General features: G+C 37.3%; 15 protein-coding genes and 1 pseudogene. 11 read left to right on the top strand and 5 right to left on the bottom strand.

Going from position 1 to position 16,514, the window contains the following annotated elements; translation table 11 throughout:
* Positions 1–5 precede the first annotated feature (5 nt).
* The 3 genes from Y7E_RS0122235 to Y7E_RS0122225 all read left to right on the top strand — a co-directional run bounded on the left by Y7E_RS0122235 (position 6) and on the right by Y7E_RS0122225 (position 1,325).
* A complete protein-coding gene (locus tag Y7E_RS0122235; RefSeq protein ID WP_017153444.1) occupies positions 6–323 on the top strand; it encodes a PTS sugar transporter subunit IIA in 318 nt (105 codons plus the stop codon).
* A 134-nt stretch (positions 324–457) separates the two neighbouring features.
* Positions 458–907: a LytTR family DNA-binding domain-containing protein gene (locus tag Y7E_RS0122230; protein WP_017153443.1), complete on the top strand. Its 450-nt coding sequence runs from the start codon at positions 458–460 to the stop codon at positions 905–907.
* A 4-nt stretch (positions 908–911) separates the two neighbouring features.
* Positions 912–1,325, top strand: a complete 414-nt coding sequence (locus tag Y7E_RS0122225) for a DUF3021 domain-containing protein (protein WP_017153442.1) — start codon at positions 912–914, stop codon at positions 1,323–1,325.
* A 116-nt stretch (positions 1,326–1,441) separates the two neighbouring features.
* On the opposite strand, the pseudogene Y7E_RS32095 reads toward Y7E_RS0122225, so the two are convergent.
* Positions 1,442–1,615, bottom strand: a pseudogene (locus tag Y7E_RS32095) (helix-turn-helix domain-containing protein); the annotation flags it as partial.
* Positions 1,616–1,904: 289 nt separating this feature from the next.
* Here Y7E_RS32095 and Y7E_RS0122220 point away from each other — a divergent pair.
* From Y7E_RS0122220 to chbG, 5 genes are all read left to right on the top strand, one after another.
* On the top strand, positions 1,905–2,207 hold the full coding sequence (locus Y7E_RS0122220) for a PTS sugar transporter subunit IIB (protein ID WP_017153441.1): 303 nt from the start codon (positions 1,905–1,907) through the stop codon (positions 2,205–2,207).
* Positions 2,208–2,223: 16 nt separating this feature from the next.
* Positions 2,224–3,531 (top strand): PTS cellobiose transporter subunit IIC, encoded by a 1,308-nt coding sequence (celB, locus tag Y7E_RS0122215; RefSeq protein ID WP_017153440.1) that lies wholly within the window; start codon positions 2,224–2,226, stop codon positions 3,529–3,531.
* Positions 3,532–3,714: 183 nt separating this feature from the next.
* Positions 3,715–4,038 carry a PTS lactose/cellobiose transporter subunit IIA gene (locus Y7E_RS0122210; RefSeq protein ID WP_017153439.1) on the top strand — a complete coding sequence of 108 codons (324 nt, stop codon included), beginning with the start codon at positions 3,715–3,717 and terminating at the stop codon, positions 4,036–4,038.
* A gap of 3 nt (positions 4,039–4,041) precedes the next feature.
* Complete coding sequence (gene celF / locus Y7E_RS0122205) at positions 4,042–5,367, top strand: 6-phospho-beta-glucosidase (RefSeq protein WP_017153438.1); 1,326 nt, start codon at positions 4,042–4,044, stop codon at positions 5,365–5,367.
* Between the two features lie 50 nt (positions 5,368–5,417).
* Positions 5,418–6,122, top strand: coding sequence for a chitin disaccharide deacetylase (gene chbG / locus Y7E_RS0122200; protein ID WP_017153437.1), 705 nt, complete (start codon positions 5,418–5,420; stop codon positions 6,120–6,122).
* A gap of 191 nt (positions 6,123–6,313) precedes the next feature.
* Here the strand turns inward: chbG and Y7E_RS0122195 are convergent, their stop codons facing one another.
* Positions 6,314–7,495 (bottom strand): chromate transporter, encoded by a 1,182-nt coding sequence (locus Y7E_RS0122195; RefSeq protein ID WP_017153436.1) that lies wholly within the window; start codon positions 7,493–7,495, stop codon positions 6,314–6,316.
* 233 nt (positions 7,496–7,728) lie between these two features.
* On the opposite strand from Y7E_RS0122195, the gene Y7E_RS0122190 reads away from it, so the two are divergent.
* Entirely contained in the window at positions 7,729–8,154 is a 426-nt protein-coding gene (locus Y7E_RS0122190) for a CHRD domain-containing protein (RefSeq protein WP_017153435.1), read from the top strand.
* A gap of 43 nt (positions 8,155–8,197) precedes the next feature.
* On the opposite strand, the gene Y7E_RS0122185 is transcribed toward Y7E_RS0122190, so the two are convergent.
* The 3 genes from Y7E_RS0122185 to Y7E_RS0122175 form a co-directional block, all read right to left on the bottom strand.
* Complete coding sequence (locus Y7E_RS0122185; protein ID WP_017153434.1) at positions 8,198–10,873, bottom strand: sigma-54-dependent transcriptional regulator; 2,676 nt, start codon at positions 10,871–10,873, stop codon at positions 8,198–8,200.
* Positions 10,874–10,976: 103 nt separating this feature from the next.
* The gene (locus Y7E_RS0122180) at positions 10,977–11,714 is read right to left on the bottom strand and encodes a polysaccharide deacetylase family protein (protein WP_017153433.1); all 738 of its coding nucleotides are present in this window, start codon (positions 11,712–11,714) and stop codon (positions 10,977–10,979) included.
* Positions 11,715–11,907: 193 nt separating this feature from the next.
* Positions 11,908–12,981, bottom strand: a complete 1,074-nt coding sequence (locus tag Y7E_RS0122175) for a glycosyltransferase family 4 protein (RefSeq protein WP_017153432.1) — start codon at positions 12,979–12,981, stop codon at positions 11,908–11,910.
* A gap of 679 nt (positions 12,982–13,660) precedes the next feature.
* On the opposite strand from Y7E_RS0122175, the gene Y7E_RS0122170 reads away from it, so the two are divergent.
* Together Y7E_RS0122170 and wecB are read left to right on the top strand one after the other, a co-directional pair.
* Positions 13,661–15,028, top strand: coding sequence for a UDP-glucose dehydrogenase family protein (locus Y7E_RS0122170; protein WP_017153431.1), 1,368 nt, complete (start codon positions 13,661–13,663; stop codon positions 15,026–15,028).
* A gap of 322 nt (positions 15,029–15,350) precedes the next feature.
* A complete protein-coding gene (gene wecB, locus Y7E_RS0122165; protein ID WP_017153430.1) occupies positions 15,351–16,469 on the top strand; it encodes a non-hydrolyzing UDP-N-acetylglucosamine 2-epimerase in 1,119 nt (372 codons plus the stop codon).
* Positions 16,470–16,514 lie beyond the last annotated feature (45 nt).

Here is a 16,514-nt window from a genome sequence, read left to right as displayed (position 1 = left end):
TTAAGATGGATACATTAGAGACGCAGGCTTTTCATTTGATTTTACATGGAGGAAATGCGAGAAGCAGTGCGATGGAAGCAATTGATTATGCAAAACGTGGAGAGTTTAAAGAAGCGGAGGCGAAATTGCAAGAAGCCTTGCAAGAACTGCAAGAGGCACATCGTTTGCAAACGGATTTAATACAGAGAGAAGCTGGTGGAGAAAAAACAGAAATTACACTGCTTATGGTTCATGCACAAGATCATTTAATGAATGCTATAACAATGAAGGAATTAGCGAGTGAATTTGTAGAGTTATATAGGAAAATGTTAGCAAAAGAATGAGGCCTTGCTTATGCAAGGTTTTTTTTATGTATGAAAAAGTGTCAGTCATGACGGAGGCGATACCACTTATGTATCAATCTATTTCTTTTCTTTAAATATATGTAACAATAAAAGTGTAAGGGGGGTGGAAAGTAGTGAAGATTCACCTTGAATTAGACCCATCACAAGATGAAATAGAGATTATTGTAAAGACAAAAGAAGTAACAGATGAAATTCACCATCTTTTAAAAAGGATAGAAGGGGGGAATGTGAAGCAAATTGTTGGAATTTTGGATCAGCAATATTATTTGTTAGAACCAAAAGATATTTATTGGTTTTATGCAGAGGGTCGAAAAGTAATGGCTCAAACGACGAAAGGAAGTCTTGAAGTGAAATCACGTTTGTATGAGCTAGAAACAAAATTACAGGGTGATCGATTTGTACGATTTTCAAAGTCTACACTAGCCAATTTACAGCATGTAACAAGCTTTGAAATGTCTTTTAGCGGCAGTATGTGTGCATACTTTTCAAATGGAATGAAAGAGTACGTTTCAAGAAAGTATGTACCGCTTATTAAAGAAGCTCTAAATATGGGAGGAGGCTAGAATTATGGTTACTTTGTTTGATAGAGTATGTGCCAAGGTTATTGCAGGAATGGCGATGGCGATGGTTTATAGCTTATTGTTTTTAGGAATTGGTTATGCAAATGGAATGGATGTATTAGAGACAAAGACATTGCTTACTCACCTTGTAACAGCAAATATTGTGGGGATGATTTTCTCATTTGCTTCCTTTGTGTTTGAGAGAGAGGAATGGAGCATTTTAACACAAACAATCGTTCACTTTATCATTTTACTAGGAGCATTCTTACCGATTGCAATCTGGATTGGCTGGGTTCCAAATCGCCCTGTTCCGATTCTTATTTGCATGGGTAGCTTTATCGTTATTTACTTCATTATATGGTTTGCGATGACAATGTATTGGAAGAAGAAAATTGAGGGACTGAATAATGGGTTGAAATGAATATTGTAAAAGGCGGTTATTAGCGTTGGGGATTGAAGTGAGTACTTTAGTCAAAAGCTACGGAGATCATGTTGTTTTGGATGAGATTCATTTTTCTATAAAAAGTTCAATCTAGTTCATAGTAAAAGCATAGCCATCCGTAGCGGCCTATTTTGCTGATGCGGATGGCTATGTTTTTGTTCTTCTACATATTCCAAAATATCGCCAGGCGGACACTCTAGTTCTTTACCGATTGCTTCTAATGTAGAAAAGCGAATGGTTTTATAATAAATTTTATTGTTTTTTAATAAAAAGTAAAATTTCTTTATAAAAATATTTTATTTTCTTGTTTCAAATACAACTAGACAACTAAACACTAATCTATTTTCATACAGATATGTGTTACAAGCGTGTTGTTTTATAACACACTATCTATATTTTGGGTAACACACAATTCGAAAGCGGTAACACACAATAAAAACACTTGAAAAAACGTTAATTTTAAAGGGATTTAAAAAGTTGGCACGGCAATTGCATTAATAAAAGGCGTAAAGAAAAATAAATAACAAAAATCGTTTACATGCATAGGGGGACTTATTAATGAATATTTTACTTTGTTGTTCAGCAGGAATGTCTACAAGTTTACTAGTTACAAAAATGGAAGCAGCTGCAAAAGCTCGGGGACTAGAAGGAAAGATTTGGGCTGTGTCTGGGGATGCAGTGAAAAACAACATAGATGAGGCAGACGTATTATTACTAGGACCACAAGTTCGTTACATGCTTTCTTCTTTGAAAGCGCTTGCGGATGATCATAGCGTTGGTATCGATGTTATTAATCCAATGCATTACGGCATGATGAATGGAGAGGCAGTTTTGGATCACGCATTAACACTTAAAAAATAATTAGGGGGGGAAGACAATGCAAAAGTTTATTGCATTTATGGAAAAATATATTGTTCCAGTCGCTGGTAAAATCGGGTCACAACGTCATTTAGCTGCGATTCGTGATGGTTTTATTGCAGTTATGCCGCTTATTTTAGTTGGTGCCTTTGCATCACTGATTAATGGCTTTCCATCTGAAGCTTTCCAAAACTTCATGAAAGGTACATTTGGAGAAGTTTGGAAAGACGTCGGCGGTGGGATGTGGACAGGTTCTTTCGCAATTTTAGCATTAATCATCGCATTTACAACAAGTTATAACTTAGCAAAATCTTACGGTGTTGATGGATTGTCAGCAGGTATTATTTCATTTGGTGCGTTAATTATTCTTACACCAACAACACCGAAAGAGGGCGGATTGAACTTAGCTTGGACAGGAGCACAAGGCTTATTCGTAGCAATCATTGTCGCACTTCTTGTTACTGAAGCATTCCGTTTCTTTGTACAGAGAGAAATTACTTTCAAAATGCCAGACGGAGTACCACCAGCAGTTTTAAGATCATTTGCGGCATTAGTACCAGCATTTGTTATTTTAACAGTAGTTGCAGGTATTCAATTAGCAGTGAAATTAGCAGGTACAAGCGTTCATGAATTTATCTTTAATACAATTCAATTACCACTACAAGGTTTAGCAGGTACATTACCAAGTGCGATTGTAATTGTCATTCTTGTTCACGTTCTTTGGTTCTTTGGTTTACATGGCCCGAACATTGTAGGTGGGATTATTGAGCCATTATACTTACCAGCATTAGAAAAAAATATCAAGATGTTCCAAGATGGTGTGTCTTCATTTGATGTGCCAAACATTATTACAAAACCATTCTTTGATACTTTCGTATATCTTGGTGGTTCTGGTGCAACATTAGCATTCTTAGTCGTTGTATTAATTGTAGCAAGAAGTGCTCAATTGCGCGGGGTATCCCGATTATCAATTGGACCTGGTGCATTTAACATTAACGAACCAGTAATCTTTGGTACACCGATTATTTTAAACCCAATTTTATTCGTTCCGTTTATTGTGGCACCAGTTGTACTAGTAATTACGTCTTATACAGCTATATCTCTTGGATTTGTGCCAAAAACAGTTGCGATGATTCCATGGGCAACACCACCAATCATTAGTGGCTACCTTGTAACAGGCGGACACATTTCTGGTGCAATTCTACAGTTGTTAAACTTTGTAATTGCAATGGTAATTTACTATCCATTCGTTGTATTATGTGACCGTTCTATCGTTAAAACTGAAAAAGCAGCAGCACAAGGAAATAATCAATCTGTACCTATGTAATATATGAATGTTCTCACGGGCAAAACGAGCCCGTGAGAACAATAGCTTTTATATTCTGTTCAGACAGATGGCATACATCTAGAAGAACACCAAAACAAAATTAAGAAAATAATATTTTCATAGACACGTTCAAACTGAAGGGGTATTTCAATCGGTTGAACTATATAGAGAGGGCGGTAAATTATGATGACTACAGTAGAACAAATCCCATTCCAATTAATTTTACACAGCGGTAACGCAAGAAGCTATGCGATGGAAGCACTGCAATATGCAAAACAGGGGAAATTGCAAGAAGCAGATGAAGCGATGGCAAAAGCGAAAGAAGCAATCAATGAAGCACATCATTTCCAAACAGAGCTCATACAATCAGAAGCAAGGGGAGAAAAAACAGAAATTAGTGTTCTTTTAATTCATGCACAAGATCATTTAATGAATTCAATGACTGTAAAAGAATTAGCAGCGGAATTTATTGATCTTTATAAAAAGCTTGATGCGAAAGGGGAATAAAGTATGAGCGGAATTAAAATTGCTACAATCGGCGGTGGATCTAGTTATACACCAGAGTTAATTGAAGGATTTATTAAGCGTTATGATGAACTTCCAGTTCGTGAAATTTGGTTAGTAGATATTGAAGCGGGAAAAGAAAAGTTAGAAATCGTTGGTAACTTAGCAAAACGCATGGTGAAAAAAGCTGGTTTACCAATTGATATTCACTTAACACTTGATCGCCGCGCAGCATTAAAAGATGCTGACTTTGTAACAACACAGCTTCGCGTAGGTTTATTAGAGGCACGTGCAAAAGATGAAGCAATTCCATTAAAATATGATGTGATTGGTCAGGAAACGAATGGTCCTGGTGGTTTATTCAAGGCGCTGAGAACGATTCCTGTTATTTTGGATATTTGTAAAGATATGGAGGAGCTTTGCCCGAACGCTTGGCTCATTAACTTTGCGAACCCTGCTGGTATGGTAACAGAGGCTGTGCTTCGTTATACAAGTATTCAAAAAGTAGTCGGATTATGTAATGTTCCGATTGGTATTCGTATGGGACTTGCAAAATTGCTTGAAGTAGATGCAAGCCGAGTTCATGTTGACTTTGCTGGTTTAAATCACATGGTTTATGGATTAGATGTATATTTAGATGGAGTTAGTGTATTGGATCGTGTGCTAGATCTTGTAACAGATCCTGAAAAGCAAATTACGATGGAAAACATTGCAGCATTGAATTGGGAACCAGATTTCATTCGGGGGCTTCGTGCAATTCCATGTCCATATCATCGTTACTACTATAAAACACGTGAAATGTTAGAAGAAGAAAAACAAGCTTCTATTGAAAAAGGTACACGTGCAGAAGTTGTGAAAAAATTAGAAGAAGACTTATTTGAATTATATAAAGATCCGAACTTAGATATTAAGCCACCGCAATTAGAAAAACGAGGCGGAGCTTATTACAGTGATGCAGCATGTAGTTTAATTACATCTATTTATAATAACAAAGGTGATATTCAGCCTGTTAATACAAGAAATAACGGTACAATTGCAAGCTTGCCGCATGATTCAGCTGTTGAAGTAAACTGTGTAATTACAAAAGAAGGTCCAAAGCCGATTGCGGTGGGTGACTTACCAGTTCCGGTTCGCGGTTTAGTTCAGCAAATTAAATCATTCGAGCGCACATCAATTGAAGCTGCTGTCACAGGTGATTATCATAAAGCGCTGCTTGCTATGACAATTAATCCACTTGTACCATCAGATAAAGTAGCAAAACAAATTTTAGATGAAATGTTGGAAGCTCATAAAGAATATCTTCCGCAGTTCTTTAAAAAAGTAGAGAAATAAAAGCGGCGCTTATAAAGCCCGCTTTTTTTCATTCAACAGGAGGGAAAATCATGATTCGATTAATCGTAAATGCAGATGACTTTGGTCTTACAGAAGGTACAAACTACGGAATTATTGAAGGACATGTAAATGGGATTGTGAATTCTACGACAATGATGATGAACATGCCAGGGACAGAGCATGCTGTCCGTTTAGCGAAAGAATATAAGTCATTAGGAGTAGGGGTGCATCTCGTTTTAACTGCGGGAAAACCGCTTCTTACAGATGTTCCGTCTCTTGTAAGTAAAGATGGTTTCTTTCATAAGCAAAGTACTGTAAGAGAAGGAAATATAAATCCTACAGATGTTGAAAGAGAGTGGACTGCTCAAATTGAAAAGTTTTTATCTTCTGGATTAACACCAACGCATTTAGATAGTCATCATCATGTGCATAGCTTGCCAATTTTACACGATGTCCTTGAAAGATTAGCAGAAAAATATAATGTGCCAATTCGTCGCTGCGAGCAAGAGAGGGCAGTGCGTCCGTTTTCTGATGTGTTTTATAGTGACTTCTATAGCGATGGTGTGCAGGAGGATTACTTTGTTAAATTAAAAGAGCGTGTACAGGACGGAAAAACAGTAGAGGTTATGGCGCACCCTGCTTACATTGATCCAGAGCTTGTGAAGCGCTCTTCCTATGTAATGGACCGCGTGAAGGAACTGCGAATTTTAACGGAAAGTGATTTGCCAGAAGGTATGGAGCTTGTGAAATTTTAAGAAAGACTTAAAAACGTTCTTTTTAGGAGGGGGAGAGGATCCGATCGTGCATAGGGGTGGTCAGCCCCTCTTGCCAATTAGAAAAGAGAGCAGGTCACTTTTAGTTCTGCTTAGCAGAGGTTTATGGTGAGAAAATAAAATGGATTTATATAGTGAAAAAGACGGTTTATTAAGGCCGTCTTTTTGTATATCTAGATAATGGAAAGGATATAACCACTTAAAGCACCAAGGACAACAACAATCCATGGAGGGACTTTCCAAAATGCTAACAGGCAAAATAAGAGCGAGGCAATGACAAAGTGGGTGGTACTCATAATGGAGCTTGTCCAAATTGGATTGTAAAAAGCAGCTAGTAAAATACCGACAACGGCGGCGTTAATACCAAGAAGTGTGCCTTGAATATAAGGCTGGCGTCTTACATAATCCCAAAATGGCAAAACACCAATGACAAGTAAGAATGCAGGAAGGAAGATAGCGATTGTTGCAAGAGTAGCTCCGAGTGTTCCACCTAGTACAGTTCCTATGTAAGAAGCGAATGTAAAGAGTGGCCCCGGAACGGCTTGTGTTAATCCGTATCCTGCTAAAAATTGTTCTTTTGTCATCATGCCATTTAAAACAAATTCATTTTCAAGAAGAGGAAGAACGACGTGTCCTCCGCCAAACACCAGTGAGCCAGAGCGATAGAAACTATCAAACATGGCAATCCAGTGCGAAAATGGTCGTAATATTGGTAACAAGAATAATAAACCAAAGAATAGTAAGAGACACAGGGCAGCTGTTATACGTGGAACAGGAATGTGCGTTTTGCTAGTAGGCGGAATTGCATGCTCACGGTATAAGAACCAACCGACAATACCAGCAATGAAAATAAGCAATACTTGAGTCCAAACGCTTGGGAATAATAAAGCAATGGCTGCGGTAAAAACTGCAATTGTTGCCCGGTTTCGGTCAGGTGTTAATTTCTGTGCCATTCCCCATATTGCGTGGGCGACAATTGCTACTGCTACAAGCTTTAAACCATGAATCCAGCCAGCGTCCACCACATGAAATTGCTGGAGTAGTGAAGCGAAAAAGACCAGAACAAGAACTGATGGGAGTGTAAAGCCGGACCAAGCGACTATAGCTCCAAGGAATCCTCCACGCGATAAACCGATAACAATTCCAACTTGGCTGCTTGCAGGACCGGGAAGAAATTGACAGAGTGCTACTAAATCCCCATAGCTTCGCTCATCCATCCATTTTCGTTTTTGTACGTATTCGTAATGGAAGTAACCGAGATGAGCTACAGGTCCTCCAAAAGAAGTAAGCCCTAACTTAAGTGATACAAGAAAGAGTTCTATTAATAATTGGCAAGAATGTTTTAGTGTCTTCAAAGGAACGTTGTAACCTCCTAAAGAAATTTCGAATCTACGTGCATTATACAGGAAGCATTGTGGTATGAGGAATGGTTATTATGTAACGTTTTTGTAAATATTTGCGAAGAGGAATAAGCCCCCTATAACAATCGCTTCTGAAAGAGTCATAATTAATGGTGTCCCGGCAATAAATTAGTTAAAGAGATACCAGCTATTCAAATTGAAATTTATATAAGGAGAATGTTGCTAGTATGACAAAACATTTCGTTGCTAAGCTAAAAGGAGGTAATGAATTACCTCCTGTAAAAACAAAGGCTTATGGGGTAGCAGAACTTATTTTTAATAGAGATTTTACAAAACTACATTATAGGGTCATAGTGAAAAATATTGAGAAAGTAACATCTTGCCAAATTCATTTAGGGAAAGGGAATCAGAGCGGGCCAGTGGTTTTGTTTTTATATGGACCTGTGAAGCATGGAATTAGCGTGAATGAAGGAACGATAACAGGTGTGGTGTCTGCTGAAGATTTAGAAGGACCTTTGCAAGGAAAGATGTTTGAGAATCTTGTGCAGGCAATTGACGAAGTGAATGCATATGTAAATGTTCATACAAGGACATATGCAAAGGGAGAAATTCGTGGGAAGGTAAAGGAGTATAGCCGATCGATGAGCCGATAAATAAACATGCCCGTGAATATTAACATTCACGGGCATGTTTACTTTACTCTTTTTTTTCTGGTTGATTCTTTATGAAGAAGTCCATTACATAAAAAACTTCATCATCTGGAATCTGCACGTCAAACGTGTTTTCAATTGGTTGCAATGATTTTTTTACTTTCATGTACATCCAATATTCATCTTGTCTACGTGCTTCTTTGTCAGGATAAGGGAGGAGCTTTTCTCCCTTTTGAAGCCGGTCAATCATACAGCTCATATGCAAAATAACTCCCATTAAACTATCAGGGTTTAACTGTAAGGAGATAAGCTCTTGGATTGTATTAAGCGCGTACCGTATTGTTTTAATCATGAGTGCTCCATCATTGCGCTGCATTTGTTGCCCGAGAATATCAGCCATTTTTGCATATGTTTCTTCATACGTAATTAATTCTTGGATTGGCTGAATGGCTTTATAGTTTACAATGTCTTGGAAATGATACGTTAAACATGGTACTTGTACATCAAAGTTTGTGACAATACAAATCATATTGCGTTCTTTCTTTATGTTTTCAATCATTTTTGTTAAATCTTTTTCATGAACGATACTAATTGGAATAATTTCTATTAAATCTTTATCGAATCGCAAATAGTTTTCAAGCATTTTTTGAATAGCTAGCGCGCTTCCTTCTCCTGTTAAACAAGCTGTTAAAATGACTGATTTCATTGGAGCGAGCGGCTTTTTCTTTTCTTCTTGTACGTTCAGGTAAAACGGTGTTAAGTTTTTCACCGTTTCATATAACGCATCTAATGAGTACCCGAGCTGAGCTTTTCTTGCTGCTTCTAGTACGTGCGGCGTACTTGTCATAGAGAGAACGCGTACAGGAATATGAAATTCTGTCTCTAGTATATCCCCGATATAAGCAAGTGAACCCATATCAACGAGTAAGAGAAGACCATTTATATGTCCTAGCGTTTTCATGTACATTTTTACTCGTTCTAAGAAATCTTTCGGTGATTCATGAAGCGGCATATCAATTCCTGTTACTTCATCAATACCGAGCAATTCATTGGCGACATTTGCCATTTCTGTTGCGATACCATTGCCGTGAGCTAAAATTAATACTTTTACTTCTGTTTGGGAAGCAGGAATGGGATCAACGACGAAAAACATCGTTAAAAATCCAGCTTCATCAATTGGCATTGTGATTTGCAGTTCTTCTTCCAAAAGTTGAATACACTGCATAGAAACCGAGAAGGCTTCTTTATATTTTGTGCGAATTTGGTTCAACTGTGGGTGATGAATTTGTTTCCCACTTTGTAGTCGTTGTAAAGTTGTCTGTACATGTAAACTTAAAGCGAGAAAGACTTTTTCATCGAATATCTTAGCTAAATGTTTTTCTGCTAGTTCGGCGATTTTTTCACACACGGAAACAATATTACGATCGACAATTTTAAAGACATTTTCATGATTTGTCTTTTTTGACATTTGATTAAAATAATGGACGAAAAAGCTTTGGATATCATTGTCTATTAATAACTCTAATTCTTCTTCTTCAATCCCGCGTGCTTGTAGTTCTTCATATTTATGATCAATGTAATCATAAATGGAAGAACGTGTATCTTCTGTTTTATGTCTACTCCATCCTTCGTCACTCGTAAATACAAATGTTTCGTTTGGCACTTGATACAGATGGCGGCTTTTTCTTTCGATAAATAAGCCTTCCTTCATGTACCATGGCAAATCAGTGCTAGAAACGCGGACATAGTCTCTTTTCTTTGTTACGAAGTCAGAATAGGCTTTCGCACAGGCAATTTGTACATCTGTTTTTAATTGTCCAATGTTATTTGGACATTGATAAAAGACGAACGCGCGCATTGCATTCGGACTGACATGAATGTCTTTTCGCAGACGAATCGCTTCATTTGTAAAAAAGAGTTGCAGCAAGGCGAAGCGTTCCTGATGCGTTCTCTCACGAAGTGGTGGAAGCGTTACGGTCATCGGAATGCGTCTTGTAAATGTTTTGAGTAAAAAGGAGTTTGGTTCTTCTGTTGTTGCAGTAATAATTAATACTTGTGCTCGGCGCTCGTTCTCTGTCTCTCCGAGGCGACGATATACACCGCGATCAATAAATGTGAATAGCATTTCTTGACCTTCTGGAGGAAGGCGGTGCACTTCATCCAGAAAGAGAATTCCTTCATGGGCTTTTTCGATTAATCCTTTTTGATCACTCGCACCAGTGTAAGCACCCTTTTTGATCCCGAAAAGTTGTCCAAGCAGAAGCTGTGGATTATTTGCGTAATCCGCGCAGTTAAAAACGATAAACGGCGCATCTTTTGGGAGTTGATTGACTTCAATCGCATATTCGTGCATTAAAGAGGCAAACATAGATTTCCCGACACCTGTTTCTCCAAGTAGTAATGTATGCATACCATTTGGAGGATAGAGTACAGCAGCCTTTGCCTTTTCACTCGCAATTTTGAGGCTTGTGTTTTCTCTTGCAAAGACATCGAGTGAAGTGCTATTTTGTGAATGCGTTTCCATAGGAGAATTAGCTCCTAAATAGAAACGGACAGGTCGTGTTCCTGTTTTAGATAAACGACCATCTTTCACAAGTTTATTTAAATCGCTGCTTACATTTGCACGATCTAGCTGTAGAAGTGTAGCGAGTTCAGATGCTGTTACACCTTCTGAGTAATTTCCCTTTTGCATTGCATTATAAATGAGGTCCATTCGTTTCATTTTTCTCCACCTCGAAACTTCATCACTATTTAAAATTTTACACAAAAATGGGAAGTGTGGGAAGAGAAAAAGAATAAACAGCCCCAGTATTATACTAAAGCTGTTACAATCTTGTGTCCTTCCAGAAGTTTACTTCTAAATGGGAGGAAGGATTATAAGGAAGAAGTGTGTATCCTTTTTCCTTCAGGTAGTCAATTACCTTTGGAAGAATTTTCACTGTGACGCTAGACTCATGCATTAAAATAACTTCAACTTGTTCGTCGCTTTGGTTCATAACTCGCTCTAGTATAGCAGAAGGATTATGATAACTTTTCCAGTCATATGTATCGATTGTCCAATCCCACATTTTGTACCGAGCAGAAACAAGTGCATCACGATAATTCTTTTTTAAATAAGGCATACTACCATATGGAACGCGAACTAGGTGTGTATTCAAATTTGTTGTACGGCGGACAATTGAACGGGTTTGTTCCATTTCGGTAATTAAAGCGGAGGGATCACCAGTATATAGACGTTTCACGTCATGAGACATGCTATGCAGCCCAATATAATGGCCCTCCTTAATTAAACGTTTCATTGTTTGTGGGTAATGTGAAACTTTGCCACCAATTACAAAGAAGGTTGCCTTTCCCTGTTTTTGTTTTAAAATGTTTAAAATTTGTGATGTGTACTTGTTTGGTCCATCATCAAATGTTAAGTATGCAATTTTTTGCGGAAGAGCCGCGTCTTGAATCATAGAGTCATGTATAAGTGGGGAGTTAGCGGCTGCTTCAGTATAAGATATCGAACATGTAGTAATACTCAAGCATATAATAATACATTGAAACATTTGCTTCATCATAATACTCACCCTCAGTCTAACAGTCATGAAGAAGGAATTAAGATCGTTTTCTCCTTATCCTCTTTAATATTTATATCTTTCTCCAATAGAAGAACTCTCAAACAAACTATATTCTGGAAATAAAAAATAGCACCCTTTCTAAAAAGAAAGAGTGCTATTTGAATATTTTTTGCTAGTGAAGGCTATACTACAGTTATTCTTCGCGTTTTTTCACTTTTTTATAGAAGGAAATAATTGGTTTGTAACGTTCGTGCACAAGACCGATTACTTCTGCTACGATTTCAGTAAAGAAAATTAAAGCAAATAGAAGGATAATGGATAACCACAATGTTGCACTAGAGAAAATAATTGCATTTACGCTAAAGAAAATACCAAATGCGTAAATGATAAGTACCGTCGTGCGATGAGAGAAGCCCATTGCTAATAGACGATGATGTAAGTGCGATTTATCTGGTGCAGAAATTGGTTTTTTATTCACGATTCGTCTGATAATCGCAAATGTTGTATCGAAGACCGGTACACCTAAAATGATAATTGGAACAATAAAGCTGAATAACGTTACGCTTTTGTATAATCCAAGTAACGATATAACAGAAATACAATATCCTAAGAATAATGCTCCTGTATCACCCATGAAAATTTTGGCTGGATGGAAGTTATAGAATAAAAATCCAAGTGTACTTGCAAGTGCAATTAGAGCAAGCGGTAGAATAATGACAGCACCAGTACCAATCGGACTAGTAAAGGCCATATATGCTAACGTTGCAAGGACAATGGATGAAATTCCTGCAGAAAGTCCATCTAATCCATCAATTAAGTTAATCGCATTTGTAATACCTACAATCCAGAATATTGTAATTGGATATGCAAGTATTCCCAGTTCAGTATCTCCTAAGAATGGAATATACAGCACTTGTACTAATAATTGACTCTTTGCGATGAGTGCAGCAACTACTAGTTGTCCACCGAATTTTACTTTTGCTGATAATTCATACATGTCATCTAAAATACCGATAATGACAATGATGACAGCACCTAAACTAATTGATAGCATCCTTTGTTCATATAATCCACTAACAAAGAATCCAACAGCTACACCAATAAAAATTGCCAGTCCACCTAGACGAGGCATGATTTTTTGGTGTACTTTACGTGCGTTTGGCTTATCAGTCGCTCCGATTTTAAATGCTAATTTGATGACGAAAGGAGTAACGACTAATACGGTAATGAAAGATGCCAAAACGGCATAAATCACTTGTGAGTCCATTAATACCCCACCTTTTATATTTTAACGTAGTTTTTAAAGAATTTATCTGAAAATTATGATGTTTGTTTGCAGGCTCATAACATATGGTATCACAAAAAGATTAGAATTCAATCTTTTTTTCTATTCACTGTAATTGGAAAGAGATAAAACATATGACAAATTTATAATAAATACGATGTCGTACAAGAAGGTTATAATATATCTTATCATTAACTTGTATCGCATAGTTTTTAAACTGTGGTACAAATTTATGACATTTACATATAAGTCTTTTCCTAGTAGGGATGGTAGGATGTGACCGGTTTTCTTTACTATAAGTGTTGCACGTTAAAATACGTACGTTTCGCGTTAAAATATGGAAACATGAAATGCGCCAGTAATAAAGCGGTTTGTAAAGAAAAATGTTCAAATGAAGAGCGTTATTTTACAAAATCTTAAAAAAGAAGAGAGCAGACGTCTCATATAATAGGGAGTAAGAGCTCGCATGATATCTCATTTAGCAAATTCCTGTTTTAATATGGAAAAAAGAGTACGTGAAAGACATTGCCTTATATTCATTTTTAGTATGAAAGGGGGAAGCACAGGAGAGTTTTCAATTACAAAAGATGTACATTTCTTGTCTTTCTACTTTCATACAATATTCTTATAAAAATTTAAAGTATCCTGTGCGGAAAATCTAATGAAAATTACAGTGATAGGTACTGGATATGTTGGCTTAATTACTGGGGTAGGATTAGCGACATTAGGTCATTATGTTACTTGTTTTGATATAGATCAAGAGAAAATCGCGCGAATGAAGCAAGGGGAAATGCCGATTTATGAACCTGGTCTAGGGCAATTAGTAGATGCAGCAATCCAAGAAAGGCTGCTAGCATTTACATCAAGTCAAACAGAGGCATTTAAACATGTAGATTTCATATTTGTTGCGGTAGGAACACCATCTTTACCGGATGGAATGGCAGATTTAACATATATTCGCAATGCTTGTTATGACATTGGTATATATACAAATTCAGATGTAATTGTGATTACAAAAAGTACGGTTCCTGTAGGCACGAACGATCAAATGAAAGAATGGATTCAGGAGAAGCTGCAAGGGCGACATATTATACATATGGTAGCTAATCCAGAATTTTTACGGGAAGGTTCTGGTATACATGATTTTTTTCATGGTGATCGCATCGTTATAGGAGCGGAGACAGAAGAAATTGCACAAAAGGTAGAGAAGTTATACAGTAAGCTGCTAATTGAAACGTTTGTTACAGACATCCGCAGTGCTGAAATGATTAAATATGCTTCAAATGCTTTTTTAGCTACGAAAATTAGTTTCATAAATGAAATTTCTAACATATGTGAGAAAGTGGGCGCAGATGTGTTAGAAGTAGCAAGTGGCATGGGAATGGATCGGCGAATCGGTTCTCACTTCTTACAGGCGGGTATTGGTTATGGAGGATCATGTTTTCCAAAAGATACAAATGCTCTCGTCCAAATTGCAGGTAATGTTGCACATGATTTTAGGTTGTTAAAAGCAGTAATTGAAGTAAATAACAAACAACAAATGTTGCTTGTTCGGAAAGCGAGAAGCGTAATGGATATGAGAGAGAAGCAGGTTGCCGTGTTAGGAACGGCCTTTAAGCCAAATACAGATGATATTAGGGAAGCTCCGTCTCTTCTTATTATAAAAGAGTTAGTAGGGATGGGGGCAAATGTAATTGCATATGATCCACAGGCTATTTTGCATGTGCAGCAGTTGTTTAGAGATGAAATAAAATATACAACGAATTTAGACGAGGCAGTCACGGGGGCAGAAGCAGTTTTTATTGTAACCGACTGGGAATGTATACGAACGTATCCATTAGACAGGTATGTGAAACTTATGCGTGAACCTATTTTATTTGATGGGAGAAATTGTTATACTGGGAAGGATGTTGAGAAACACAGAATGGATTACTATTCTGTTGGGAGAAAAAGCGTTCGTAATAGGAAATGTTCTATCGTTTATCCCGTAAAAGCTCGATTGGTGCGGGCTAATAATCAGTGGGAATGAAGAACCCCCCACTGATTAAAGTTTCACTTTATTAAGAACGCTTTCTTTTGTCCTTTTGTATTCTCATATATAATGGTGAGTGCAACAATACTATATAAATCTATGTTGATTTGCTTGCATATAAATCGTGGTTATGAAAACAAAAAGAGATCTCTACTCGTTTTCTCCTTTTGTTTTCACTTGGCATGGGGCTAAAAAAGGGTCTGACCGCTTCTATGCATGGCTGGACGCTCTCTCCCACCTAAAAAAGGGTTTATGTCGATTTTTCAACTTGTATTTATATAGCAGATATTGTAACTAGTGAAAGAAAAGAGGTAGTGAAATGACTGAACGTTTAAAAGTAATGACGATTTTTGGAACACGTCCAGAAGCGATTAAAATGGCACCTCTTGTGTTAGAGTTGCAAAAACATCCTGAGCAAATTGAATCAATTGTGACAGTGACAGCGCAGCATCGTCAAATGCTAGATCAAGTATTGGATATCTTTGGTATTACGCCAGATTTTGATTTGAATATCATGAAAGACCGTCAAACATTAATTGATATTACAACACGTGGTTTAGAGGGTTTAGATAAAGTAATGAAGGAAGCAAAGCCACATATCGTTCTTGTACATGGTGATACAACAACTACTTTTATTGCGAGCCTTGCTGCTTTCTATAATCAAATTCCAATCGGTCATGTTGAAGCTGGACTTCGTACATGGGATAAATATTCTCCATATCCGGAGGAAATGAACCGTCAATTAACAGGTGTAATGGCAGATCTTCATTTCTCTCCTACAGCAAAATCAGCAACGAACTTGCAACAAGAAAATAAAGATGAATCTCGTATTTTCGTAACAGGAAACACAGCAATTGATGCCTTAAAAACGACAGTAAAAGAAGAGTATAGTCATCCAGTACTAGAGAAGCTTGGAAATGACCGACTTGTACTTATGACAGCACATCGCCGTGAAAATTTAGGTGAACCAATGCGCAATATGTTCCGTGCAATTAAACGCCTTGTTGAAAAGTACGAAGATGTACAAGTTGTATATCCAGTTCACATGAATCCTGTTGTACGTGAAACAGCTAACGATATTTTGGGAGATCATAACCGCATTCATTTAATTGAACCGCTAGATGTAATTGATTTCCATAATGTTGCAGCACGTTCATATTTAATGCTAACAGATTCTGGTGGTGTACAAGAGGAAGCGCCTTCTCTTGGTGTACCAGTTCTTGTTCTTCGTGATACGACAGAGCGTCCAGAAGGTATTGAAGCAGGTACGTTAAAATTAGCAGGTACAGACGAAGAAACAATCTTCACACTTGCAGATGAATTGTTATCTAACAAAGAAGCGCATGACAAAATGGCGCAAGCATCTAATCCTTACGGTGACGGTCTTGCTTCAGAGCGTATTGTAGAAGCAATTTTACAATATTTTAATAAAAAGTAAGTAAAAAGAGCCGCTCCTCATATCTGTTGATAGAGGGAGTGGCTC

The sequence above is a fragment of the Bacillus bingmayongensis genome, assembly GCF_000299035.1.
GTDB lineage: Bacteria > Bacillota > Bacilli > Bacillales > Bacillaceae_G > Bacillus_A > Bacillus_A bingmayongensis.
Note: the sequence above shows the minus strand (reverse complement) of the source record. Positions and strands in the feature narration are given on the sequence as shown.